Source organism: Flavobacterium sp. GP15 (assembly GCF_014281985.1).
Classification (GTDB): Bacteria; Bacteroidota; Bacteroidia; order Flavobacteriales; family Flavobacteriaceae; genus Flavobacterium; species Flavobacterium pygoscelis.
On sequence record NZ_JACFTC010000001.1, the window covers coordinates 558,015 to 585,007 of the forward strand.

Genomic DNA, 26,993 nt, shown 5'->3' on the forward strand with positions numbered 1-26,993 from the left:
CTAGATAATTATTATCAACAGCAAATAAAATTCCATTACTTTCCTAAAAGCAATACTTCATTAGCTATAATTTCTGTTATATAGCGCTTTTCTCCATTTTTGTCATCATAGCTTCTATGAGTTAACTTCCCTTCAATACCTATTTCCCTTCCCTTAGTAACAAACTTTTCTATAATTTCAGCTACTTTTCCCCAAGCGGTCACACGATGCCATTCTGTCTGCTCTACTTTATCACCATTTTCTTTGTAATAAGCATCATTTGTTGCAATAGTTATTGTTGCAATTTTTTTCCCTCCCTCTAATGTTTTTACTTCAGGATCTTGACCTACTCTTCCGATTAATTGTACTTTGTTTTTCATGGCGTGTAAATTTAAATATTAGTGTATATAGTTTATTTGTTAAAACGTTTATTCGATTTCAACAAGGCAAAGATGCGATGCGTTTCAAAAATTATTCGGTTACTAACTACTTACTTTCGGTTGTAATTAATTGTAACCGTTTGTAAATGGAAATAAATTGTTATATTTGGTAAAAACAATTCAGTATGCAAACCCATATAAATAAAGTAGAATTAAGAAATTTAAAATACGATGACTATAAAGAGCTAAAAAAATCGATGGTCGAGTCCTATCCTGAAATGGAAGGATCGTATTGGAGAGAACACCAAATAGAAAAATTATTAAGCATTTTTCCAGAAGGGCAATTGGTAATTTTAGTAGACGGAAAAGTAGTTGGATCTGCTTTATCATTAATTGTTGATGAAAGTGTAGTTGATAAAAATCACAATTACTCAGATATCACAGGAAACTACTCGTTTTCGACACATAACTCAAACGGAGATGTTCTTTACGGAATTGACGTTTTCATTCACCCTAACTATAGAGGACTGCGTTTGGGCAGACGTTTATATGATGCAAGGAAGGAATTGTGCGAACAATTAAATCTAAAAGCGATAGTTTTTGCCGGAAGAATTCCTAATTATGGGCAACATTCCAAGGAAATGACTCCAAAGAATTACATAGAGAAAGTAAAAAAGAAAGAGTTACACGATCCGGTACTTTCGTTTCAATTGAGTAATGATTTTCACGTAATTCGAGTAATGAAAAATTACTTGGAAGGCGATTCAGATTCAAAAGAATTTGCTGTTCTATTAGAATGGAATAATATTTATTTTGACGAAAGTCCAAGACTCATTAACTTAGAGAAAAGTGTTATTCGATTAGGATTAGTACAATGGCAAATGCGCCAATTAAACAATTTAGAAGCTCTTTTTGAACAATGTGAATTTTTTGTAGACGTAGTTTCTGGTTACGGAAGTGATTTTGCATTATTTCCAGAACTGTTTATAGCTCCTTTGATGGCAGATTACAATCATTTATCAGAAGCAGAAGCAATACGCGAATTGGCCAAGCATTCTGATCCTATACGCAAACGTTTTCAAGAATTAGCAATATCTTATAACATCAATATCATAACGGGAAGTATGCCATACTTAGAAAATGGCACCTTATACAATGTTGGGTTTTTATGCAAAAGGGATGGAACTTCTGAGATGTATTCTAAAATTCACGTAACGCCAAATGAAGTTCAACATTGGGGAATGACTGGCGGATCTACAATAAAAACCTTTGATACCGATTGTGGTAAAATAGGAATTATGATTTGTTATGATGTCGAATTTCCAGAACTCTCTAGATTAATGGCAGATGAAGGCATGAATATTCTATTTGTTCCTTTCTTAACCGACACTCAAAATGCCTACACTAGAGTAAAGCATTGTGCGCAAGCAAGAGCTATCGAAAATGAATGCTATGTTGCTATAGCCGGTTGCGTAGGAAATTTACCTAAAGTAAATAACATGGATATTCAGTACGCACAATCAGCCGTATTCACTCCTTCTGATTTTGCTTTTCCAAGCAACGGGATCAAAGCAGAAGCTACAACAAATACAGAGATGACACTTATTGTAGATGTAGATTTAAATTTATTAAAAGAACTTCACGAACATGGAAGTGTCCGAATTCTTAAAGATAGAAGAACTGACTTATACGACATTAAAAAAATCAAGTAATGAGCAAAGCCTGTTTAGAATGTGGAGAAAAAATTGTAGGTCGAGAAGATAAAAAGTTTTGCAGTGATGGCTGTCGCAACGCCTACAACAACAAAATAAACAAAGACAGTACTAATTTCATGCGCAACATTAATAACAAGTTGCGCAAGAATTACCGCATTTTAACCGAACTTAATCCCGATGGAAAATCTAAAGCAACCCGAGCAAAGCTGATCAGTAAAGGATTTGACTTTGATTTTTTTACTAATATTCTACAGACAAAAACAGGCAATACCTACTATTTCCTTTACGATCAAGGCTATATGATATTAGAGAATGATTTTTATATGTTAGTCAAAAAAGATATTTAGAACCCCAATTCTACCAAAAATGAAAAAAAGATATTTCTCTATTATTGCCATTCTATTCCTCTGTTTCACTTTAGCTTTTGTTTTCTTCACAATGATGCCACAAGGAACTCATGATGACGAAGGAATGCTTACGGAATTTTCGACACAAAGAGCCTTAACTAAAGTGGCGGAAATTGCAAAACAACCGCATTATGTTGGTTCTCAGAATCATGAAGTAGTAGCAAATTATCTTGTAAAAGAACTTGATGATTTAGGATTACAAACTTCTATTCAAGAAGGATACACATTGACGGAATGGGGAAATTTAGTGAAATCTAAAAATATTCTGGCTAAAATAAAAGGAACTAATAACTCAAAAGCTTTATTATTACTTACCCATTATGATAGTGCTCCACATTCCTATTCTCTAGGAGCGAGTGATGCAGGTTCGGGAGTGGCAACAATTCTAGAAAGTGTTCGGGCGTTTCTATACAACAAAACCCCACATAAAAACGATATTATCATTTTGTTTTCTGATGCAGAAGAATTAGGATTAAATGGTGCTGCTTTATTTGTTACTCAACATCAATGGGCAAAGGAGGTTGGTTTAGTTCTAAACTTTGAAGCTAGAGGAACGTCTGGACCAAGCTATATGCTGATGGAAACCAATAAAGGAAATGCTGGTTTAGTTAAAGAATTTGCAGCAGCAAAAACAAAATTTCCAGTATCAAATTCATTAATGTACAGCATTTACAAAATGCTACCCAACGATACAGATTTGACTGTATTTAGAGAAAAAGGGAATATTCAGGGTTACAATTTTGCCTTTATTGATGATCATTACAATTACCACACCGCACAAGATGATTTGAAACATTTAAACAAGAATAGCTTAAAACATCAAGGCTCTTATTTGATGCCATTATTAAATTATTTCTCTAATGCAGATCTAAAAAACACGCAACAAACAGAAGATTATGTCTATTTTTCTGTCCCTTATTCCTTCATTAACTATCCTTTTAGCTGGGTGTTGCCAATGGCAATTATTGCTTTACTCCTTTTTGTAGGATTGATATTTGTAGGCATCGCAAAAAGAGTACTCTATTTCGATGAAATTACAAAAGGATTTATCCCTTTATTACTTTCCCTTATTATAACAGGCATAACCTCTTTTGCAATCTGGAAATTATTGCTCGTTATTTATCCACAGTATAATGATCTGTTGAACGGATTTACCTATAATGGCCATGCTTACATAAGTGCTTTTACTTTATTAGCAATTGCGATTACCTTCTTAATTTACCATAGATTTTCTGCCAAAAAAACCACCTTAAATTATTATGCTGCTCCATTGTTACTATGGATATTAATTAATTGTGCTATCGCTTTTACTTTAAAAGGAGCTGGATTCTTAATTATCCCTGTTTATTTTGGACTTTTCATTTTTGGATTTTTTATTATAACTCAAAGATCCAATAGAAGTTTAAATTTAATTTTAAGCATTCCTGCCTTATTACTTATCGCACCGTTTATTCAGATGTTTCCAATTGGATTAGGACTTAAAGTTTTGTTTGGAAGCGCAATTCTAACCGTACTTACATTTGTTTTATTACTTCCTGTTTTTGGAGCTTTCTCTAAAAAAGGAATCTGGTCATTAGGATTCTTTATATTATCTATTGGCTTTTTTGCCAAAGCACATTATGAGTCGGGTTATGAAAATGGAAAAGCCAAATCAAACAGTCTATTATATCTTTACAATGCAGATACAAACAAAGCAAGTTGGCTAACATACGACACTAACTTGGATTTTTGGACAAAAAAATATTTAGGCAGTACGCCGAACGAAGCGCAAGCTGCAGAAGCAATTCCGCTGTTTAGCAAATACAATTCTGGATTTACCTATAGCGCAACTGCGCCTAAAAAAGAATTAAATAAACCCACGATAGAATTTCTTGAAGATAGAATTATAGGCACTCAAAGGTATTTAAAAATCTTAATCACTCCGAATAGAAGCGTGAACCGATATGATATTTTTGCTAATGAAAATATGAATATTCACAATTTTAAAGCAAATGGAGTAAAGTCACTAAGTCAGAAAAACTCATTATACAAACGTAAAGGCAAGAAAATAATTAGTTATTATGTCGTAGAAAACACACCATTAGAAATGCAATTTAGTATTGACTCTAAAGTTCTTTTTGACATGGAATTATTAGAAAGTTCTTTTGATTTGATGACCAATCCACTATTTAAAATGCAAAAAAGAGAAAATTGGATGATGCCAACTCCTTTTGTACTTAATGATGCAGTTATCATTAGACAGAAGATAAAACCAACTCCAGTTATACCAACTCCAGTTGTGGTAACACCAATTGTGACGTATTCTAAACCAAAACGCAGTACGCCTATAGTTATTGACACTTTAAAATTAAATCAATAAAAACTGATTTTTGAAACTAAAAAACAATTACGACATATAAAAATGAAAAAAATAAGTATTCTAGGTTGTGGATGGTTGGGTTTCCCTTTGGCGAAATCATTAATAAAAAAAGGATTTCTAGTAAATGGATCTACTACTTCTATAGAAAAATTAGCTGTTTTAAGACATGAAGGCATTACTCCTTTTTTGATAAACATTTCTTTACCGGTAGTTCTAGAAAATAACAATTCTGATACTTTCTCAGATTCTATGAGCGCGTTTCTGCAAGAAAGTGATACTTTAATAATTGATATTCCTCCTAAACTTCGTGGCGATGAAGCAGCAACTATCGAAAAAATATTTGTGAAAAAGATAGCTTCTTTGATTCCGTATATCGAAAAATCAACAATAAAAAACGTATTATTTGTGAGCTCTACTTCGGTTTATGGCGAACAACAGCTTAATGTAACTGAGGTCACAATACCAAAACCGGACACCGAAAGTGGCAAACAACTACTAGAAGTCGAGCAAATTTTACAAAAAAACATAAATTTTAAGACAACTATACTTCGTTTTGGAGGTTTAATTGGAGAGGACAGACAACCCGGAAAATATTTAGCTGGCAGAGAAAATCTAGAAAATCCTGATGCCGTAGTCAATTTGATCCATCAAGAAGATTGCATTGGTATCATTATAAAAATCATTGAAACCAACAATTGGAATGAAACCTTCAACGCTGTTTCTCCGTTTCATCCTACTCGTGAGGAGTATTATACCCAAAAAGCAAGGGAATTAAATTTAGTTTTACCAAAATTTGATCATTCTAAACCTTCATCTGGAAAAATAATTGAAAATGACAAAATAGAACTCCTTTTAAAATATACTTTTACAAAACCAAATTTGTAATGTGAAAGCTAAAATAAAGAATGCTGTTTCGTCTCGTATCAATATAATTGGATTACCAATATTAGCGCTGTGTTTTGTAAGTTTCTTTTGGGGAACTACTTGGATAGCATCAAAAGAAGGCGTCAAACATATGCCTGCTTTGCAACTTGCAGCAATTAGACAATTTCTAGGTGGTTTTTTATATATTTCCTTCTTTCTGTTCAAAAAAGCACCTTGGCCCAAAGGAAAACAATGGAAAACGATTATTATTCTTAGCATACTTAATTTCGTTTTAAGCAACGGATTAAGCACTTGGGGTGTCAAGTACATTAGTAGTGGTTTAGGAGCAATAATTGGCGCGCTTGTACCATTATGGGTTGTTATAATCACATTTTTTAGAGGAGAGCGTTTGTCTCGCTTATCTGTAATTGGCATGATGATCAGTTTTAGCGGTATTTGTGTGATTTTTTACGACCATTTGACCGATTTTTTAATTCCAAGTTTCCGATTCGGAATACTAGTTTCTGTTGCATCTACATTAACCTGGGCTTTTGGAACATTATACACCAAGAAAAAAGCAGCCACTTTTAATCCCTATTTTAGTTTAGGATTACAAATGTTTCTTTCTAGCATTTTAATTTTTGCCTATACGGGAGCTACCGGAATATCAGTGCCATTAAGTCAAATTCCAGCTATTTCGTGGTGGTCTATTGCCTATTTAGTTGTTTTTGGATCCGTACTTACTTTTATTGCTTTTATTTATGCTCTTCAGAATCTGCCAGCAGAGATCAGTACGATTTACTCCTATATCAATCCTATTGTAGCAGTGCTCTTAGGAGCTATAATCTTTGGCGAAACGCTAAACGCGGCGATCGCAATAGGCGGAAGTGTTACCTTACTAGGATTGTATATGGTGAATCATTCTTTAAGAAAATCTAGAAAAAAAGGCTATTAATAGTGTTTAAAAAAAAATCCCATTTGTTTTCACAAATGGGATTTTTTTTATTGAATTAGTATTTACCAGATTCTAACTCTCTTCTCTGGTGCGATGTACATTCCATCATTTGCTTTAATGTCAAAAGCTTTATAGAAAGTATCTATGTTTTGCAAAGGAACATAAGCGCGATACATTCCTGGTGAATGCGGATCCGTTTTCACTTGATTCTTTAGTGCTTCATCACGCATTTTTGAACGCCAGATGGTTGACCAAGAAATAAAGAAACGTTGTTCTGGAGTATACCCATCAATTAATCCTGGATTTGGATTTTCTTTCAGATACAATTGTAAACCATCATAAGCAGCATTTACTCCACCTAAATCGCCAATGTTTTCTCCTAGTGTAAACTTACCATCTACAAAAGTTCCTGGCAATGGCTCTAATGCGCTATACTGTGCTGCAAGAGCTCCTGTTAAAGCTGAAAATTGCTTTAAATCTTCGGCAGTCCACCAGTCAACAAGATTACCATCGGCATTGTAACGAGATCCTGAGTCATCAAAACCATGTGAAATTTCATGACCAATTACACCACCAATTCCACCATAATTAACCGCTTCATCTGCTTGATAATTATAAAATGGAGGTTGCAATATAGCCGCTGGGAAAACAATTTCATTATTAGAAGGATTGTAATACGCATTAACTGTTTGTGGTGACATTCCCCATTTGTCTTTATCAACTGGCTTGCTCAACTCAGCAATATTTTCATTAAATCGCCATTGCGCAATATTTTTAACATTGTCAAAATACGTTCCGCCTTCTTCAGGACTTTTTATGGTCAAGGCAGAGTAATCCTTCCATTTGTCTGGATAACCAATCTTGATTCTTGATTTGTGTAATTTTGCAAGAGCACTAACTTTGGTTTCTGCAGACATCCATGACAAATTGTTGATTCTGTTTTCGAAAGCCAAAAATATATTTTTGATCATTTTCTCTGCTTTCGCTTTCGCTTCAGCTGGGAATTTTTTCTCCACGTATAATTTCCCTAAAGCTTCACCCATAGTTCCATTAATAGTTTGCAATGCATTTTCATCACGTGGTCTTTGCTTTACAGCTCCAGTTAAGGTTTTCCCGTAAAAATCAAAGTTTGCATTTTCTATAGTTGTAGACAATTGACTTGAAGCTCTATTTAATAAACTCCAACGCATATAAGCTTTCCAGTCTGCTACTTTATTTTCTTTAAAAATAGTTTCTAAAGCGGTCATGTATTTTGGCTGAGAAACAATAACAGTATCTACTTTTGTCAATCCAATTTTAGTAAAATAGGTATTCCAATTGATAGATGGCGTCAATTTACTTAATTCTGCCAATGTCATCGGATTATAGGACTTACGACGATCTCTACGTTCTACTCTGTCTAATCTTGGCACTGACATTTCAGTTTCAAGCGCTAGTATTTTTTCTGCATTTAGTTTTGCAACAGCTGGTTTATCACCAAGAAATTGCAACATTTTAGCAACGTGTAAAACGTATTTTGCACGTTTCTCCTTAGAATCAGCATCTTCAGAAACATAATAATCTCTATCAGGCAATCCTACACCGCCGGGACCTAAATTAATAACATTTCTATTACTATTTTTAGCATCTGTTCCTACTCCCGCACCAAAAAAACCGATACCACCAAAAGGTTCCATTTCTATAAGCAAAGCTTCTAAATCCTTAGTGTTTTTCACGGCATTAATTTTTGCTAAATAAGGTTTTAATGGAGCGATTCCGGCTTTGTTCCTTGCTACTGTGTCTAAAATAGTTCTGTATAAATTTACAGCTTTACCTTGATCAGTGTTTGATTTGTAACTTGGATTTGTAGTTGCTTCTTTCAAAATTTCTAGAGCATCTGCATCGGTTCTTTGGCGTAGCTCATCAAAACTTCCCCAACGCGTTCTATCATTTGGAATAGCAGTATTGTCTAACCATGTTCCGTTTACATAGCGAAAAAAATCATTACTTGGTTTTACATTCTTGTCCATGTAATTTACATTAATTCCAGGCTCCTTAGAAGCGGGAGCATTTTGGGCTTGACTTACAGCAAAGCCTAAAACTGCAGGAATGACAAAAAGCAGTTGCTTATTTTTCATTGTTTTCATTTTTATTAGTTATTCAGTTATCTCACAAAGCTATTAATAAAACTTTAATTTATTTGTTAAATGTTAGAAATCAAAAAAATCCCATTCATTACTTGTTCAGTAGCGAATGGGATTTTTATTTGTTTTTTTTAATCTAAATACTATTACCAGATTTTAACACGTTTTTCTGGTTCAATATACATTCCTTCTCCTGGTTGAATGTTGAATGCATCATAAAAAGCATCTACATTTTGTACAGGGACATAAGCTCTATACATTCCTGGAGAATGCGGATCTGTTTTAACTTGATTTTTGATAGCTTCATCACGCATTTTTGTACGCCAAACTGTAGCCCAAGAAATAAAGAAACGTTGCTCTGGAGTATATCCATCAATTAATCCCGGGTTACCATTGGCTTTTAAATACATTTGAAGACCATCATAAGCAGCGTTTACTCCACCTAAATCACCAATGTTTTCCCCTAAAGTAAATTTACCATCTACATAAATACCTGGCAACGGTTGTAATGCACTGTATTGGTTGGCAAGATTAGTACCTAAAGCAGTAAATTGTTTTAAATCCTCTGCAGACCACCAATCAACTAAATTTCCATCGGCATTGTAACGCGCCCCAGAATCATCAAAACCATGAGAGATTTCATGTCCAATAACCGCTCCTATTCCACCATAATTTACGGCTTCATCTGCTTCATAATTATAAAAAGGGGGTTGTAAGATGGCTGCTGGAAAAACAATTTCGTTATAAGACGGATTGTAATAGGCATTAACGGTTTGAGGAGACATTCCCCATTCTGTTTTATCTACAGGTTTATACAATTTATCTACAGATTCTTTGAAAGCCCATCTCGAAAGATTTTCGACATTTTCGAAATAGCTTCCTCCTTCTTCTAAACTGCTAATCTTTAAAGCGGAATAATCTTTCCATTTGTCTGGATATCCAATTTTGATTGTAATCTTATTTAACTTTTCGATTGCTTTTACTTTTGTTGCAGCCGACATCCAAGTTAAATCGTTAATTCTGTTTTGGTAAGCTAAAACAACATTTTTAATCATGTTCTCTGCTTTAGCTTTAGCTGCAGCTGGAAACATTTTCTCAACATATAATTTTCCTAAAGCTTCTCCAATTGTACCATTTATAGTTTGTAAAGCACGCTCATCACGTGGTCTTTCCTTGATGGCTCCTGTTAAAGTTTTACCATAAAAATCAAAATTAGCCGATTCTATTTCTGTTGACAATTGTTTAGAAGAATCTCTCAACAAAGTCCATTTCATGTATTCTTTCCAGTCATCAACTTTATTTTCTGCCAAAATAATTTGCAAAGCCTTCATGTATTTTGGCTCAGAAACGATTACAGTACTTAGTTTAGTTAATCCTAATTTAGAAAAATAATTTTTCCAATCGATCTCCGGAACTATTTTTTCCAATTCTTTTAAAGTCATCGGATTGTATTGTAATCTTCCGTCTCTTTGCTCTACACGATCTAATCTTGGTCGTGACATCGCTGTTTCTAAAGCTAACACTTTGCGAGCGCTCACTACTGCTTTTGTTGGATTCTCACCTATAAACTGCAACATTCTAGCTACATGCAATTCATATTTTTTTCTTTTTTCTTTAGAATCTTTATCATTTGCAGAATAATAATCTTTATCTGCCATACCCAAAGATCCTGTACCTAGAAAAACAGAATTTTTGTTGCTGTCTTTATCATCAGCACCTATATAAATGCCGAAAAAACCAGCACCACCAATAGGTTCCATTTCAATTAAGAATTTTTGTAAATCCTTAGCATTTTTAATCGCATCAATCTGAGCAAAATAAGGCTCAAGTGGAGTGATTCCTCTTTTATTTCTTCCTACTGTATCTAAAATAGTGTTGAAAAGATTGACCGCTTTTCCTTGGTCAGTACTTGAAGTATAAACTGGATTTTTGGAAGCTTCTTTCAAAATATCCATTGCATCTTTATCGGTTTTCTTCAACAATTCGTTAAAACTTCCCCAAGAAGTTCTATCACTTGGAATTTCAGTTTTATCCAACCACATTCCGTTTACATACCTAAAAAAGTCATCATTGGGCTTCACTTTTTTATCAATATTTGAGACATTAATTCCTGGTACTTTCGTAACAGGAACAGACTGCGCTTGCGTTCCAGTAAATCCTATTATTGCAGGAATCACAAAAAGAAACTTTTTATAAAGCTTTAATTTCATTTTTTATCGAGTTTAATTAGAAATACAAAGCTATCATTAATTATTTTATTTATTTACAAGATTGCGTTAATTTGAGAATTAACAATTGTATTAACAGTAAATTATAAATTAAATCCTCTTAAAAACAGTAGTAATCTTTACTAAAAATGGAGTGCAATCTTACTGAATAAGATTATGTTAATTTAGATCGTAACCGATTAGGTTTTTGTATTTTTGCATCAAAATAGCATTATGTTAGCAATTCTTAAAAAATACAGACTCTTTTTAGGTGTTTTTATTGTTTTTTCAGCCATCGTTTTATCGTTGTTTTATTCGGCTTTAAAGCCAAAAAAAACGCTTCCTATTTATAATCCTGCAGATGTAAACCCAGAATTAGTAGATAGCACTGTACAGTATAAAAGTAAATACCATACTATTGGTGATTTTTCATTCATCAATCAAAATGGAAAAACTATTACTCAAAAAGATTACGAAGGAAAAATATATGTTGCCGATTTCTTTTTTACCACTTGTGGATCGATTTGTCCAAAAATGACTTCTAATCTCTCTGAAATTCAAACAGCCTTTGCCAATAATCCAAAAGTAAAATTGCTTTCTCACACTGTTTTCCCAGAAACAGATAGTGTTCCCGTGTTAAAAGCTTATGCCATAAAACACAACGTGAATGATTCAAAATGGAATTTAGTTACGGGTGACAAAAAAGAAATTTACACGATGGCCAGAAAATCCTATTTGGCTGTAAAATTGGGAAAACCAAGTGAATTATACGACATGGTTCACACCGAAAATTTTGTTTTGGTCGATACTAAAAAACGCGTTCGAGGATTTTATGACGGCACCAAAAAAGAAGATATCCAACGATTAATCGAAGATATTACTTTTTTAAGTAATGAATAGGCGAATCTAATTTCTATTGGTCTAAAAATTTCCTTACAAAATACACAATTACTTTATCACAGCCTTTATTTGTTTAGATTCAATTAGCATACAAATGTGATATTTATCATTTTTGTTTGTTTTAAAATGTGTACTTTTGCAATATTAATTCAATCTAAATAAGCTTTGCACACCACGATACATTCTCTCAAAAAAGGCGAACAAGCCATCATAAAAGACTTTGACATCGATGCCGTTCCTTTAAAATTATTGGAAATGGGTTGTTTGCCTGGTAATGTGGTTGAATTACTTCAGATTGCTCCTTTTGGAGATCCTTTATTTTTAAACATTAACGGTTCGCATGTTGCAATCAGAGTGGAAACAGCAAAAGAAATTGAAGTTGACATTATAAAACTCAACTTATGGTAAGCAAACAAGACATCAATATTGCCTTAATTGGCAATCCAAACGTTGGTAAAACTTCCGTTTTTAATCAACTCACAGGTTTAAATCAACAAGTTGGGAATTACCCTGGAATAACAGTTGAAAAAAAGATTGGTTTTTGCAAATTACCCAATAATATCAAAGCAAATATTCTTGATTTACCAGGAACTTATAGCCTAAATGCTAGTTCAATAGATGAGAATGTTGTTATTGAATTATTGCTTAACAAAAATGATAAGTTATATCCTGATGTTGCTTTAGTAGTAACTGATGTAGAAAATTTAAAACGAAACTTACTTCTCTTTACCCAAATTAAAGACCTTGAAATTCCTACGATTTTAGTCATTAATATGGCAGACCGAATGAAGTTCAAAGGAATTTCTTTAGATATTCCGTATCTGGAAGAACAGCTAAAAACTAAAATCGCACTGATCAGTTCAAGAAAGGGTTTTGGAATTCAGGAATTGAAAGAAATGATTATTACTTACAGAACGCTTTCGACAGAATCTTGTTTGAATGCTTCTGTCATTGACCCTGAATATTTTGATAGTTTACGCAAAGCATTTCCAAACCAGTTGTTGTATAAATTATGGTTGGTAATTACGCAAGATGTAAATTTCTTAAATCTAGAACGTAACGAAATTAGAAGTTCATTTACTAAATCTCACTCTGATTTAAAACGTTTACAACAAAAAGAAACCATCAAACGCTACCAATTCATCAACGATGTTCTGAAGGAAGGTTTGAAAATTGACACTTCGATTGCAAAAGATTATAGAAGCAAATTAGATCGCGTACTAACGCACAAAGTATGGGGATATGTAATATTCTTTTTGATCTTGTTTGTTATTTTTCAATCTATTTTTGAATGGTCAACTATTCCTATGGATTTTATTGATAGCACATTTGCTTCACTAAGCGCTTATTCCGCAGAAATAATGCCGGCAGGTGTTTTGACTAATTTAATTTCGCAAGGAATTATTCCAGGAATTGGAGGGATTTTAATATTCATACCACAAATCGCATTTCTTTTCATGTTTATTTCGATACTTGAAGAGAGTGGTTATATGAGCCGAGTTGTTTTCCTAATGGACAAAATTATGCGAAAATTTGGTTTGTCAGGAAAAAGTGTGGTTCCTCTTATATCAGGAACTGCTTGCGCTATTCCTGCTATTATGGCTACTCGTAACATCGAAAACTGGAAAGAAAGACTGATTACTATTTTAGTAACTCCATTTACGACTTGTTCGGCTAGGCTTCCCGTATATGCAATTATAATTGGACTGGTAATACCTGACATCCATATTTTTGGCTTTTTGAATATGCAAGGATTAACGTTAATGTTGTTATACTTAATTGGTTTTGGAACAGCCATTTTCTCCGCTTACATTTTAAATAAAATACTGAAAATAAAAGGGAAAACGTATTTTGTTGTAGAAATGCCAAATTACAAATTACCATTATTTAAAAATGTAGCTATAAATGTGATTGAAAAAACGAAGGCCTTTGTACTTGGAGCAGGAAAAATTATTCTAGCAATATCTATTATATTATGGTTTTTAGCTTCTTACGGTCCTGGGAAAAACTTTAATAATGCAGAAAAAATAGTAACCGAAAACAATAAAAATAATCCGTTACCTCATCAAGAGTTTGAAAACGCAGTGGCTTCTCAAAAACTCGAAAATTCTTATATTGGTTTAATGGGAAAAACTATTGAACCTGCTATTTCACCATTAGGTTATGACTGGAAAATAGGAATTGCCATCATCAGTTCGTTTGCAGCGAGAGAGGTTTTTGTGGGAACATTAGCAACCATTTATAGCGTTGGCGGAAGTGATAATGAAGTTACCATCAAAAACAGAATGGCAGCCGAGGTAAATCCTATAACTGGTGAAAAGGTTTTTAATTTTGCTTCTGGTATATCATTACTACTGTTTTATGCTTTTGCTATGCAATGTGCTGGAACATTAGCTATAACAAAAAAAGAAACTAATTCTTGGAAATGGCCATTAGGTCAACTGGTATTTATGTCTGGATTTGCTTATCTAGTGGCTTTATTAGCCTATCAAATTCTAAAATAACAAATTATGTATCAAGAAATAATAGCCTTCGTTGTACTTGGAATTGCTATTGCTTTTCTAATCAAAAAATTCTTTTTCAAAAGTAAAAAGTCAGATAAAGACTGTGGAAGCGGTTGTGGAAGTTGTGGTTAATTGTACTGCATATAACCTATTTCTAAATAATAATCCTCAGGCTTTATAACCTTCTTCACATTTGGATACGGACTAATTGTTAAACTATTAATTACTCTTTGACTTTGATTTAGATAGGAATTAATCCACTTTAAATTTTCTGCATCAACAGTCTTCGTTAAAACCATGGTTTTTTCTTCAATAAATTTTGAATCTTTGTAAACGGCTACTATCGCCGAAACTTGGCCAGCCCAAATACAATCTACACCTGTAGCACAACGGGAATCTGTTAATACTTCTTTCAACAGTAAATGATACCCTTCTCCTTCAATACAACTGTTTAGTTTCACTTTAATGAATTTTTGCTTCGCTACAGTATTATTTTGAGCAATAGCGATGGAGCTAAGTACAATAAACAGAAATGTTACAACTTTTTTCATTGTCAGTTTTTTTATTTTGTGATAAATATACACTTTTCTAGCTTTAAAAGTAAATAAAAACTTACCCTAAGGCAACATCTAAAACCATCATTATAATAAATCCGCCCACAAATCCCATCGTAGCAATATCTGTATTTTTATCTTGTTGTGTTTCTGGAATCACTTCTTCAACGACTACAAATATCATCGCGCCAGCGGCAAAAGCTAAAGCATAAGGTAAAATTGGCGTGAAAAAAGTTACAGCAAAAGCGCCCAAAACAGCAGCGATAGGTTCAACAATTGCTGAAGATTGTCCGTACATAAAACTTTTCCATCTGCTCATTCCCATTCTTCTCAATGGCATGGCAACAGCAATTCCTTCTGGAAAATTCTGAATTCCAATTCCAATGGCTAAGGTAACTGCACCAGCGATAGAAGCTTCTGGAATTCCAGCAGCTACACCTCCAAAAAGTACTCCAACCGCTAAACCTTCAGGAATATTATGTAAAGTAATTGCAGAAACTAGCAAAGTAGTTCGTTGCCAAGGCGATTTAATTCCTTCACTGACTTTAAAATTAATATGAAGATGCGGCAACACTTTGTCGATTCCAAAAATGAACAAAGCACCCAGGAAAAAACCAATTGCCGCAGGTATCACTTTTGCAAAACCTTCGCCACCTGTCATTTCTATGGCTGGAGCCAATAAACTCCAAAAACTAGCGGCAACCATAACGCCACCAGTAAAACCAAGCATTCCATCAAGAACGGTACGGTTCATGGTTTTGAACATAAATACAAAAGAAGCTCCTAAAGCAGTAAGAAACCAAGTAAACAAACTGGCATATAAAGCCGCTAAAATAGGATCGATAGCAGTGAAATAATCAATTATAGATTGAAACATAATTATTTAACGTATATGTTACTAGCAATTTTATTAGATATCATGATCTCTTTGTTTCCCACACGAATTAGGTAAGAAGAATCAAAACTTTCTTTTTCTAAAATTTGAATTTGCGAACCCAAAGCAATTTCTTGCTTGTCTAAATATTGCAAAAAATCTGAAGATGTATCTTTGACACCCACACAAATTCCAGCTTGATTTTTTTCTAATTCAGAAAGCAGTCGTTTTTCTATTTTGATGATCATTCCATTGGCATCTGGAATAGGATCTCCATGCGGATCTTCAGTAGGATTACCAAGAAAATCATCCAATTTATTGATTAATTTCTCCGATTTAATATGCTCTAATTGCTCGGCAATATCATGAACCTCATCCCAAGAAAAATCTAATTTTTCTACTAAAAAACATTCCCAAAGTCGGTGTTTTCTAACAATCATTTTTGCAGCGAGTAATCCTTGCGTTGTTAAGGAAACCCCTTGGTATTTGATGTAATTAATCAAATCCTTTTCGGATAATTTCTTAAGCATATCTGTAACAGATGAAGCTTTAGTTTCCATTTTTTCGGCAATGGCATTGGTGCTTATGGCATATTCTGAAGCCGAAGTAAGATGGTATATTGTTTTGAGATAATTCTCTTCTGAATAAGTCATTTGATTTTTGATTAACGATTACTATTTTTTTAGCCCAGATAGCAGTGGAAATCCTTTTAAAATTTGCGCCCTTTAGCAAATTTTAAAAGATTGTAACGGATAGCTGGATTAGCTCCAGGAAAACATTAATTTTTAACAATTAGCAACGGAATAGATATTTTATGTCTCAATTTATCAACTGTAGTTCCAAAAATTAAATCCTTAAATCCCGTGTGACCGTGTGTTCCCATTACTAAAATATCAAAATTTTCTTTGTTGATAATGGTTGGAATTACTTTGGCTGGATCTCCAAATCCTAACTTTATGGCAACGCTAAAACCTTTTGCAGATAGCATTTCTTTATATTCATTTAGCAGTTTTTCGTCAATTAATGTTTCATGATCATCTACTTTTTCACCGTACACCATTGCTCCTACCGTCTCTACGATATGTATTAAAGTGTACTCTGCATTTTTGCCACCCAACTTAAAAGCAGTATTTAACGCTACCTCATCAGAATCAGAAAAATCTACCGTTACAGCAATATTTTTATGAGTTAAAGTACCCGATTCTTCAAATTTTAATTTCAAATTGTGTGGCGAATGATTTTGAATATCGATTTTTGATTTTGAAACGAAAGGTTTGAAAATGATATAGAAAAGCAATAGTAGAAAAGCAAATGCCAAAGGCACCACAGTCAACCATAAAATAAGTGGGTTTTCAGCAGCGTCTAACCACCCTTTTATTTCGTCATATACCAATTTAATATTTAAGGAAACAATAATTAAAGCAACAGTCCAGCCCGCAATTTGAGTGATTCTGCTAATATGAAATCCTTTCATTTTTGTTTTATCGCTCACAAAATGGATTAAAGGAATAATAGCAAACCCTAACTGTAAACTTAAAATCACTTGACTAAAAATCAACAGTTTTCCGGTCACTCCGTCTCCAAAAATACTGATCACAACCACAGCCGGAACAATAGCGATTAATCTTGTAATAATTCTGCGCACCCAAGGTTGGATTCTTAAATTAAGATAACCTTCCATAATAATCTGACCGGCTAATGTTCCTGTAACGGTCGAACTTTGCCCGGCAGCAATAAGCGCAACTGCAAATAATATAGGAGCCCATTTAGTTCCTAACAGCGGCGCTAAAAATTTATGTGCATCTTGAATTTCGGCGACTTCGTGCATTCCACTTTTATAAAATGTGGCTGCTGCCAAAATTAAAATAGCAGCATTTACAAAAAAAGCTAAATTCAAAGCAATCGTCGAATCAATAAAATTATACTTTATCGCTTGTTTAATTCCAGAAGGTGTTCTGTCAAACTTTCTGGTTTGAACCAAAGAGGAATGCAAATATAAATTGTGAGGCATTACGGTTGCTCCAATAATTCCGATTGCAATATACAGCGCCGCTTCATTTGGCATAGAGGGAATTAAGCCGTATAAAACTTTATCTAATTCGGGTTGCGCAAAAAACATTTCGAAAACGAAAGAAACTCCAATTATCACAACTAAAACAATAATAAAGGCTTCCATTTTTCGAATTCCTTTATTGATAAGAAACAAAAGTAAAAACGTATCTAAAACGGTAATAAGTACGCCTTCGATCAACGGAATATCAAATAGTAAATTGATACCAATGGCCATTCCTAAAACCTCAGCAAGATCACAAGCCGCGATAGCAATTTCGGCCAAAAAGTAGAGAATGTAATTAATAAATTTTGAATAAGTAGCACGAGAAGCTTGAGCCAAATCGAGCTGTGTTACGATTCCTAATCGGGCACTAAAACTTTGTAATAACAAAGCCATAATATTACTCATCAATAAAACCCAAAGTAAGGAATAACCAAACTGGCTTCCTCCGGCAATATCTGTCGCCCAGTTTCCGGGATCCATATACCCCACACTAATTAAGTAAGCTGGTCCTAAAAAGGCTAGTATTTTTCTAAAAACTGATTTTTTATTTTCTGTCGAAACTGATCCGTGGACCTCTTCTAATGATTTACCCATCTTCAACTATTTGAAGCAAATATAATTATGTTTTTTTGCTTTATCAAATATAATTTTTAGATTTGTCTAAAAATTAATTAAGCCTATATGAAAAATACAATTACTTTAATCTGTTTGTTCACAGCAATACTTATTCAAGCGCAAAATGGTATTAAAATAAAAGGTACGGTAGTTTCAAAAAATGAGGTGGTTTCAGGTGTGGTTATTAAACTTTATCCAACAAAGAAAACAACCACAACAGATGCAAATGGAAAATTTAGTTTTGAAGCAATAACCTCAGGAACCTACGAAGTTCAAGTTAGCGGAATGGGTTTTCAAACTGCTAAAAAAAGGATTAAAACAGAAGAAAATCAAGTACAAATCGTTGATTTTGATTTGACTAATTTTCAAAATGACTTAGCAGAAGTTGTTGTAACAGGTACAAAAACATTCAAAAGACAAACCAACAGTCCTGTGATTGTAAATGTATTAGACAGTAAAACATTAAATAACTTACAAGTCTGTAATTTATCTGAAGGCTTAAAATTCCAGCCCGGACTTCGAGTAGAAACTGATTGTCAGACGTGTAATTACCAACAACTACGGATGAATGGTTTAGCTGGAGGTTATTCACAAATATTAATAAACGGGAGACCACTTTTTAGTCCGCTAATGGGATTGTATGGTATGGAGCAATTACCCGTAAATATGATTGAACGCATTGAAGTAATTCGCGGCGGTGGCTCTTCATTATACGGATCTAGCGCAATTGGAGGAACGGTAAACGTGATTACTAAAATTCCTAAAAAAGATGCTTTCGAAATCAATTCGACCTATTATAACATCGATGGCAAAAGCAATGACTACAATTTAAACGGTAATGCAACACTAGTAAATGAAGATAAAAATGCAGGAATTTCTTTGTTTATGACACATCGCGAAAGACAGCATTATGATGCTAATGGCGATAATTTTTCTGAAATCCCATTGATTGAGAATAATTCTATTGGTGCTAATTTCTTTTTACTTCCAACAGACAATCAAAAAATAGAGTTGAGTATTAGCAATTTGAACGAATATCGTTTTGGAGGTGAAATAGTTGATAAACCCGCCTATTTAACATTACAGTCCGAAGAAAGAAAACACAAAATATGGATGGGAAGTCTGGATTACCAAATTAATTTTGATAATCAAAAAAGTTCTTTAATCACTTATGGAGCATGGCAAAACACAGATAGAAAGCATTACACTGGTACATTTCCTGATGACCCAATTGCCATTCAAAATCATTTAGAAAATCCTCCTTATGGAATTTCAAACACACAAACAGTACAAGGCGGAATTCAATTTAATCATAAATTAGAGGATTTCTTAAAAGGAACCAATACATTAACCATTGGGACTGAATATATTTCTGATAAAGTTTTTGATGAAATTAAATCATACAACTACATAGTAGATCAGCACACAAAAGATTTTGGATCCTTTCTGCAAAGCGACTGGGAAATTTCACCTAGTTTAGATTTGCTTTCTGGTGTTCGCATGGATGCTCATAATTTAGTAGACAAGGTTATATTTAGTCCAAGAATCGCATTATTGTACAAATACAAAGACAATACGCAATTCCGATTAAGTTATGGCACAGGATTCCGCGCTCCACAAGCTTTTGATACTGATTTGCATATTGCTTTTGCTGGTGGCGGTGTTTCAAGAGTGATTTATGATCCTAACTTAATCGAAGAACGATCTAAAAGCTGGAGCGCTTCTATAAATTATGACAAGGCAACAGAAAAATTTATAGCTGGTTTTACTTTAGAAGGTTTTTATACACATTTAAAAGATGCCTTTGTTCTTCAAAATATTGGCGAAGATCAATTTGGTCAAATCTTTGAAAAACAAAATGGAGACGAAGCCACAGTTCAAGGTATTACGATTGAATTGCGTGCTAATTACAATAAAACAGCACAGTTAGAATCCGGTTTTACTTTTCAAACTAGCCAGTTTTCTAAAGCTATAACGTATATAAATGGAATTACTCCAACAAGAGATTTCCTGAGAACGCCAAACCAATACGGTTTTGCTAATCTTACTGTCAGCGCCACTGAACGACTAAAACTTAATCTAAACTATGTTTTTACAGGTTCTATGAAAATAGCTCACTTTGCAGGAGCAGAAAATCAAACTACAGATAATTTTTTAAATACTAAAACCTTTTCAGAACTCAACAGCAAAATAACGTATACCATTCCAAGCGAAAAATACAAGATGAACTTTGAAATTTATGGAGGAATAAAAAATATTTTTAATCAATATCAAGCCGATTTTGACATTGGCAAAAACCGTGATAGTAATTATGTTTACGGTCCTGGATTACCTAGAACAACTTTTATTGGAATTAAAATTTCAAATTAAATTTCTAATTCTTACACTTTTTCAGACTTTGGTTTTTCAAATTAGAAGACCTACTTTTACTTTTTAAACAAAGAAATGAAACATTACGATTACATTTTTACAGGCACTGGTTTAGCAGGTTTAATGACAATTTATAAAATGATTGAATCCCGAAAATTTGATGATCAATCCATTCTGTTAATCGATGAAAATACTAAAAAGACCAATGACAGAACCTGGTGTTTTTGGGAACAAAACGAATCAAAATGGGAAAAAAGTATTTCTAAAAAATGGGATTCGGCTTTGTTTGCCAATGCTACATTTAGTCGGGATCTTGATTTAAAACCTTATCAATACAATATGGTTAAAGGACTGGATTTCTACAATCAAGTTTTCGAATTGATTTCGAAACAAAAAAATATTACTTTTCTAAACGAAAAAGTGACTGACATTAATGAACTTGAAAATCATGTTTTTGTAGCAACACCTTTAGAAAACTTCACTTGTAGCAAAGTAATCAACAGTATTTACAGAAAATCAGAGATCGAAAATCAAACCAATTATCCGCTTTTGCAACAGCATTTTATAGGATGGTTTATAAAATCGAAACAAGCAGTTTTCAACACCAACCAAGCTACTTTTATGGATTTTTCTGTGGAACAAAGAGGAAACACGCGGTTTATGTATGTTTTGCCAACTTCCTCAACGGAAGCTTTGTTAGAATATACCTTATTTTCTGCTCAATTATTACCAAAAGAAGAATACGAAAACGAGATTATCAAGTACATTCAAAAACTTGGAATAACTGACTACGAGATAGTCGAAAAAGAACAAGGAAGTATACCAATGAGTTGTTATACTTTCTGGAAAAAGAACACTAAAAAAGTACTGAATATAGGAACAGCCGGCGGATGGACCAAAGCCAGCACAGGTTACACTTTTAAAAGTTCCGATAAAAAATCAACAGAATTAGTTAGATTTTTACAAAAAGAAACTGACTTAACTAAATTCCACAAAACAACAAAATTTTGGTTTTATGATTTGTTGCTTTTGGATATTTTATATCGAAAGAACGAATTAGGAGCTTCGATATTTTCGTCTCTATTTAAAAAAGGAAGTCCCGCTTTGATTTTTAAATTTCTGGATGAAGAAACTACTTTCGCCGAAGATCTTCAAGTGATTTGGAAATGTCCTAAAATACCTTTTATAGATGCTTTAGTCCGTTCAGGTAGGCATTTATTTCAATAAAAATAATGTCTATCAAACAATAACAAAACTTTATACTACACATAATGGAGTTCTTTTTAAACTTCGTAACTTTGCTTAATTAAAATTAATACTTAAAATACAACGATATGTATCCAGAAGAAATGGTAATGCCAATGCAAGCGGAATTAACGTCTGCAGGTTTTCAAGATTTACATAGTGCTGAGGCAGTAGATAGCGCAATAAAAGCAGAAGGAACAACTTTAGTGGTTGTGAATTCAGTTTGTGGATGTGCAGCAAGAAACGCTCGTCCAGGAGCTAAAATGAGTTTAGATGGTGCTAAAAAACCAGACCATTTAATTACTGTTTTTGCAGGAGTTGATAAAGATGCAGTTGATGCAGCGAGACAACATATGTTTCCTTTTCCTCCATCTTCTCCAGCTATGGCATTGTTCAAAAACGGTGAATTAGTTCACATGTTAGAGCGTCACCACATTGAAGGTCGTCCAGCTGAAATGATTGCAGAAAACTTGAAAGATGCTTTCAACGAGTATTGCTAAACCAATAAAAAGTCAAATTAAAACCACGTTCATTCGTGGTTTTTTTATTTGGAGCCACATCCAGCTATTCGTTTCAATCTTTTTAAAAGCTTCCAGCCTTTATAAGGCTGGAAGCTTTTAAAAAGGATTTCCACTACTATCTGGGCTAGCAAGCATAGAAAATCTAATATAAATAATTCCATTATTTGTATATTTGTTTTAAATAACTGACAATATTCTATTTTAAAACAATAAGAAATAATATGAAATTTAGTGAAACTTTACAAAAAATACTCCCATTTGGTTATCTATTCCTTGTTATTTTAGGGATATTAAAAGAAAGTATTTATTACTATCAAGTTGGAATAAACATTTTAAAGTATTCTAACATAATGGATATATTAATCAGTCCAATTGCTGACTTAACATCAACTCCTTTAATACTTTCAGTATTCATTGTTTATCTAATAATTCTATACATAATTAATTTACTTATCACCAAAAACTCTAATAAAGATTGGTTGAAGAAAAGGATTAACTTAAAAAAGCCTATTTCAGAAATAACTGAAGAGGAAGTAAAAACATTTTGTAGCAAACTAATTATAGGCATATTTGCGGTTGGCCTACTATCGTTTTTCCTTGGAATTGGACTAGGCAGTGGCGTTAAAGTGGCGAAAAAAATATCTAAAAACACCCTCAATTACGATTATAAAATGACATTTGGCGATGACGAAATAAGGGACATCTTCCTAATTGGATCAAATAGTTCCTATTATTTTTATGTTGAAAAAGGAAGCAGGAATGTCAAGATATCTCCCGTTTTGGCAATCAAATCAATAGAAATAATAAAAAACAAAAGACTTAATAAATAAGTAGTAATAAAAAAAACGAACTACTCTAGTTATAAACTCAAGGTACTTTGAACAGGAATAATAGAACAAAAAAGTGATAATATCCACAAATTACACCAAAGGTAGGAATTTGGATAATTTAAAATGACACTAATCCTACTATTAATATATTGGTCTTTTTTCTATCAAATAAATTACTATTACTGTCGATAAAACATTCAGATACTTCAATCATTTTCTTAGAAAATTGTCATTCTGACGAAGGAAGAATCATAGTTATTTGAGCAATTTACAAAGATTCTTCGTTCCTCAGAATGACAAAATAAGCGCAAAATATTCTTTCAACTTCAAGAATAATAGCCCAGATTACTTCACAGAAATATATTTCCACAGGGGTTCAGTAAACTTTGTTTGAAGCGGCATCCTCTTATTGTAGCGCTAGCGAAAACAAGAGATATAGCGAAAAGCTGGAAGAAGCTCCTACAAATTAAACCTTTCATAAACTTTGCGAACTTTACGGTTAAATTATCTACTTTTGCAAAAAATAATTTTTCACACTTAAACTGTTTATAGCATGCAACTGTATAACACCTTAAGCGCAGAAGAAAGAGCCATCATGATCGATGATGCCGGAAAACAAAGACTTACTTTGTCTTTCTATGCTTATGCGCAAATTCAAAATCCAACACAATTTCGTAATGATTTATTTCTGGCGTGGAATCCCTTAGGCGTTCTGGGCAGGATTTATGTAGCTAATGAAGGTATAAATGCCCAACTTTCGCTACCAGCCGATAATTTCTACGCGTTTAAAGATACGATTGAGGCTTACGATTTCATGAAAGGAATTCGTTTGAATATTGCTGTTGAACATGATGATCACTCCTTCTTGAAGCTAACCGTAAAAGTCCGTGACAAGATTGTTGCAGATGGTTTAGTGGATGAAACTTTTGATGTAACCAACATTGGAATTCACTTAAAAGCGAAGGAATTCAATGATTTATTAGAAGATCCCAATACTATTGTGGTCGATATGCGCAATCATTACGAGAGCGAAATCGGTCATTTTACAAAAGCCATAAAACCAGATGTGGATACTTTTCGCGAAAGTTTGCCTATCATCGAAGAACAATTGGCGGAGCACAAACAAGATAAAAAACTGTTGATGTATTGCACCGGAGGAATTCGTTGCGAGAAAGCCAGTGCCTACTTTAAACACAAAGGTTTTGAAAATGTGTACCAATTGGAAGGCGGAATTATTGAATACACGCGCCAAGTAAAAGAACAAGGTTTAGAAAGTAAATTCATTGGGAAAAACTTTGTATTCGATCACCGCTTGGGCGAAAGAATCACAGACGATATCGTGTCTCAATGCCACCAATGCGGCAAACCTTGTGATGTACATACGAATTGCGCGAATGAAGGTTGTCATTTGCTTTTCATTCAATGCGAAGAATGTGCATCAGCTATGGAAGGCTGTTGTTCCTCCGCTTGTGTAGATATAATTCACTTGCCAGAAGAAGAACAAAAAGCAGTTCGACGAGGAATAAAAAATGGCAATATGATTTTCAAAAAAGGAAAATCAGAGGTGTTGACTTTCAAAAACAATCAAGATCCATTGGCTTTGGTTACAAATCTTACGGAATTAGCCGAAACAAAAACAGCTCGCAGAGTGGCTACTGTTTTGAAAAAAGAAACAAAAATTAAAAAACAATACATTGGAAAAGGAACTCACTTTTTTCCAAAACCAAGCGTTGCTCAATTTCTAATTGAAGAAGGAGAAATAAAAATTGGTGATAAAGTCTTAATTAAAGGAACCACAACTGGGGAACAGCAAATGATCATCGAAGAAATGTTCGTGAACGACATTGATGCTACAATCGCGACTTCGGGAGCCACTTGCACCTTTAAATTACCTTTTAGAATCCGTTTGTCTGATAAATTATATAAGGTTTTAGACTAATTTTTAAACAGATTCACTCATCACCTTTGTCAAAATTTAAAACTTGGCAAAGGTTTACTTCATACAATAATGACAACAACAAACAAAATAGAACTTATGGCTCCCGCCGGGAACTTTGAGTCACTTCAAGCTGCAATAGACAATAATGCAGACTCCGTTTACTTTGGCGTAGAGCAATTAAACATGCGCGCTCGTGCCACGGTAAATTTCACAATGGATGATTTACCAGAAATTGCGCGTCGTTGCGAAACAAAAAAAATAAGAACTTATTTGACTCTGAACACCATAATCTACGATCACGATTTATCTGTGGTTAAGACTTTATTAAACAAAGCCAAAGAAGCCAATATTACAGCCGTAATCGCGTCTGACCAAGCCGTGATTGCAATGGCAAGAGGAATTGGAATGGAAGTTCATATTTCGACGCAGTTGAATGTGACTAATATTGAAACCATAAAATTCTATAGCTTATTTGCCGATACGATGGTTTTAAGTCGGGAACTGAGTTTGCGTCAGGTTAAAAGTATTACCGAGCAAATCAAGAAAGAAGAAATTAAAGGACCAAGCGGAAAGTTGGTTGAAATTGAGATATTCGGTCACGGTGCTTTGTGCATGGCAGTTTCGGGAAAATGCTATTTAAGTTTACATTCGAATAATTCATCGGCCAATCGTGGTGCTTGCAAGCAAAATTGCCGCAAAAAATACACGGTTATTGATCAAGAAACGGGTTTCGAAATTGAACTCGATAATGAATACATGATGTCTCCAAAGGATTTATGCACCATTGATTTTTTAGATCAAGTAATCGATTCTGGCATTCAGGTTTTAAAAATTGAAGGTCGCGGTCGTGCTCCAGAATATGTGGCAACTGTAATAAAAACCTACCGTGAAGCGATAGATAGCTATTATGAAGGAACTTTTTCTAAAGAAAAAGTAGCGGTTTGGATGGAAGCGTTGAACACCGTTTACAATCGTGGATTTTGGTCGGGTTATTATCTCGGACAAGAATTAGGCGAATGGAGCGATGTTTCGGGATCTTTGGCGACTCAGAAGAAAGTATATGTTGGAAAAGGAACGCATTATTTCCCAAAAGCTGAGGTTGGACAATTTAAAATTGAGGCTTACGATATAAAAATAGGCGATAAAATTCTAGTAACTGGGCCAAGTACCGGGGCACAAGAAATGATTATCGAAGAAATGCAAGTAAATAACACTGCTGCACAAAAAGCAACAAAAGGAGACGATTGTACTTTAAAGTTGCCGTTCCGAATCAGAATGTCTGATAAATTATATAAAATTGTAGAAGCCTAATGGTTATCATAACGTTACAAAGAGACAAATGTATTGGGTGTAATTACTGTGTAGAAATGGATCCAGCGCATTTTCAGATGTCTAAGAAAGACGGCAAATCAGTGTTGATTCACTCCGTAAATGCCAAAGGTTTTTACACTTTAAAATCAGCTGATCACACCATTGTTGAAAGTTGTGAATTAGCGGCAAAAGCGTGCCCGGTGAAAATTATTTCGGTTAAAGAAACTTAGTCCTACTTCTTTTTGAAAAGAATTTATATAATGAAATTAAATAAAAACAGCTGCA

Annotated in this window: 23 protein-coding genes; 16 read left to right on the plus strand and 7 right to left on the minus strand. The window is 33.7% G+C overall.

Translation table 11 applies throughout. From position 1 onward, the window contains the following. Nucleotides 1-35: 35 nt before the first annotated feature. The gene (locus H2650_RS02515) at nt 36-359 is read right to left on the minus strand and encodes a single-stranded DNA-binding protein (RefSeq protein ID WP_188049180.1); all 324 of its coding nucleotides are present in this window, start codon (nt 357-359) and stop codon (nt 36-38) included. 185 nt (nt 360-544) lie between these two features. On the opposite strand from H2650_RS02515, the gene H2650_RS02520 reads away from it, so the two are divergent. From H2650_RS02520 to H2650_RS02540, 5 genes are all read left to right on the plus strand, one after another. After that, nucleotides 545-2,071: a bifunctional GNAT family N-acetyltransferase/carbon-nitrogen hydrolase family protein gene (locus H2650_RS02520; RefSeq protein WP_188049181.1), complete on the plus strand. Its 1,527-nt coding sequence runs from the start codon at nt 545-547 to the stop codon at nt 2,069-2,071. Further along, nucleotides 2,071-2,421: a hypothetical protein gene (locus tag H2650_RS02525; RefSeq protein WP_188049182.1), complete on the plus strand. Its 351-nt coding sequence runs from the start codon at nt 2,071-2,073 to the stop codon at nt 2,419-2,421. Before H2650_RS02520 ends, H2650_RS02525 begins: the two co-directional genes overlap by 1 nt. Before the next feature lie 91 nt (nt 2,422-2,512). Next, nucleotides 2,513-4,840 (plus strand): M28 family peptidase, encoded by a 2,328-nt coding sequence (locus H2650_RS02530; RefSeq protein ID WP_188049507.1) that lies wholly within the window; start codon nt 2,513-2,515, stop codon nt 4,838-4,840. Nucleotides 4,841-4,882: 42 nt separating this feature from the next. Continuing rightward, entirely contained in the window at nt 4,883-5,725 is an 843-nt protein-coding gene (locus H2650_RS02535; protein WP_188049183.1) for an SDR family NAD(P)-dependent oxidoreductase, read from the plus strand. A 1-nt stretch (nt 5,726) separates the two neighbouring features. Beyond that, the gene (locus H2650_RS02540) at nt 5,727-6,659 is read left to right on the plus strand and encodes an EamA family transporter (protein ID WP_188049184.1); all 933 of its coding nucleotides are present in this window, start codon (nt 5,727-5,729) and stop codon (nt 6,657-6,659) included. Between the two features lie 62 nt (nt 6,660-6,721). On the opposite strand, the gene H2650_RS02545 is transcribed toward H2650_RS02540, so the two are convergent. Together H2650_RS02545 and H2650_RS02550 are read right to left on the minus strand one after the other, a co-directional pair. Further along, nucleotides 6,722-8,785 carry a M13 family metallopeptidase gene (locus tag H2650_RS02545; RefSeq protein ID WP_188049185.1) on the minus strand — a complete coding sequence of 688 codons (2,064 nt, stop codon included), beginning with the start codon at nt 8,783-8,785 and terminating at the stop codon, nt 6,722-6,724. 143 nt (nt 8,786-8,928) lie between these two features. Further along, entirely contained in the window at nt 8,929-10,992 is a 2,064-nt protein-coding gene (locus tag H2650_RS02550; protein WP_188049186.1) for a M13 family metallopeptidase, read from the minus strand. A 231-nt stretch (nt 10,993-11,223) separates the two neighbouring features. Between H2650_RS02550 and H2650_RS02555 the strand changes: the two genes are divergently transcribed. The 4 genes from H2650_RS02555 (at nt 11,224) to H2650_RS02570 (ending at nt 14,525) form a co-directional block, all read left to right on the plus strand. Then, a complete protein-coding gene (locus H2650_RS02555; protein WP_188049187.1) occupies nt 11,224-11,889 on the plus strand; it encodes an SCO family protein in 666 nt (221 codons plus the stop codon). Between the two features lie 165 nt (nt 11,890-12,054). Beyond that, nucleotides 12,055-12,297: a FeoA family protein gene (locus H2650_RS02560; protein ID WP_188049188.1), complete on the plus strand. Its 243-nt coding sequence runs from the start codon at nt 12,055-12,057 to the stop codon at nt 12,295-12,297. Further along, nucleotides 12,291-14,393, plus strand: coding sequence for a ferrous iron transport protein B (feoB, locus tag H2650_RS02565; protein ID WP_188049189.1), 2,103 nt, complete (start codon nt 12,291-12,293; stop codon nt 14,391-14,393). Before H2650_RS02560 ends, feoB begins: the two co-directional genes overlap by 7 nt. A 6-nt stretch (nt 14,394-14,399) precedes the next feature. Next, nucleotides 14,400-14,525, plus strand: coding sequence for a FeoB-associated Cys-rich membrane protein (locus H2650_RS02570; protein WP_188049190.1), 126 nt, complete (start codon nt 14,400-14,402; stop codon nt 14,523-14,525). Here H2650_RS02570 and H2650_RS02575 read toward each other — a convergent pair. The 4 genes from H2650_RS02575 to H2650_RS02590 form a co-directional block, all read right to left on the minus strand. Beyond that, nucleotides 14,522-14,944 carry a hypothetical protein gene (locus tag H2650_RS02575; protein WP_188049191.1) on the minus strand — a complete coding sequence of 141 codons (423 nt, stop codon included), beginning with the start codon at nt 14,942-14,944 and terminating at the stop codon, nt 14,522-14,524. The genes H2650_RS02570 and H2650_RS02575 overlap by 4 nt on opposite strands. Before the next feature lie 61 nt (nt 14,945-15,005). Then, nucleotides 15,006-15,824, minus strand: coding sequence for a ZIP family metal transporter (locus H2650_RS02580; RefSeq protein WP_188049192.1), 819 nt, complete (start codon nt 15,822-15,824; stop codon nt 15,006-15,008). A gap of 2 nt (nt 15,825-15,826) precedes the next feature. Next, nucleotides 15,827-16,474 carry a metal-dependent transcriptional regulator gene (locus H2650_RS02585; RefSeq protein ID WP_188049193.1) on the minus strand — a complete coding sequence of 216 codons (648 nt, stop codon included), beginning with the start codon at nt 16,472-16,474 and terminating at the stop codon, nt 15,827-15,829. 125 nt (nt 16,475-16,599) lie between these two features. Then, nucleotides 16,600-18,471, minus strand: coding sequence for an Nramp family divalent metal transporter (locus tag H2650_RS02590; protein WP_188049194.1), 1,872 nt, complete (start codon nt 18,469-18,471; stop codon nt 16,600-16,602). Nucleotides 18,472-18,558: 87 nt separating this feature from the next. On the opposite strand from H2650_RS02590, the gene H2650_RS02595 reads away from it, so the two are divergent. The 7 genes from H2650_RS02595 (at nt 18,559) to H2650_RS02625 (ending at nt 26,938) form a co-directional block, all read left to right on the plus strand. Continuing rightward, entirely contained in the window at nt 18,559-20,862 is a 2,304-nt protein-coding gene (locus H2650_RS02595; RefSeq protein ID WP_188049195.1) for a TonB-dependent receptor, read from the plus strand. A 75-nt stretch (nt 20,863-20,937) separates the two neighbouring features. Further along, nucleotides 20,938-22,089 (plus strand): lycopene cyclase family protein, encoded by a 1,152-nt coding sequence (locus H2650_RS02600; protein ID WP_188049196.1) that lies wholly within the window; start codon nt 20,938-20,940, stop codon nt 22,087-22,089. 107 nt (nt 22,090-22,196) lie between these two features. Continuing rightward, nucleotides 22,197-22,607, plus strand: coding sequence for a BrxA/BrxB family bacilliredoxin (locus tag H2650_RS02605; protein WP_188049197.1), 411 nt, complete (start codon nt 22,197-22,199; stop codon nt 22,605-22,607). 242 nt (nt 22,608-22,849) lie between these two features. Beyond that, nucleotides 22,850-23,458 carry a hypothetical protein gene (locus tag H2650_RS02610; RefSeq protein ID WP_188049198.1) on the plus strand — a complete coding sequence of 203 codons (609 nt, stop codon included), beginning with the start codon at nt 22,850-22,852 and terminating at the stop codon, nt 23,456-23,458. 553 nt (nt 23,459-24,011) lie between these two features. Next, nucleotides 24,012-25,397, plus strand: coding sequence for a rhodanese-related sulfurtransferase (locus H2650_RS02615; protein WP_188049199.1), 1,386 nt, complete (start codon nt 24,012-24,014; stop codon nt 25,395-25,397). A 69-nt stretch (nt 25,398-25,466) separates the two neighbouring features. Beyond that, nucleotides 25,467-26,708 carry a peptidase U32 family protein gene (locus H2650_RS02620; protein ID WP_188049200.1) on the plus strand — a complete coding sequence of 414 codons (1,242 nt, stop codon included), beginning with the start codon at nt 25,467-25,469 and terminating at the stop codon, nt 26,706-26,708. After that, nucleotides 26,708-26,938 (plus strand): ferredoxin, encoded by a 231-nt coding sequence (locus tag H2650_RS02625; RefSeq protein WP_188049201.1) that lies wholly within the window; start codon nt 26,708-26,710, stop codon nt 26,936-26,938. The genes H2650_RS02620 and H2650_RS02625 overlap by 1 nt, the downstream gene beginning before the upstream one ends. Nucleotides 26,939-26,993: the final 55 nt, after the last annotated feature.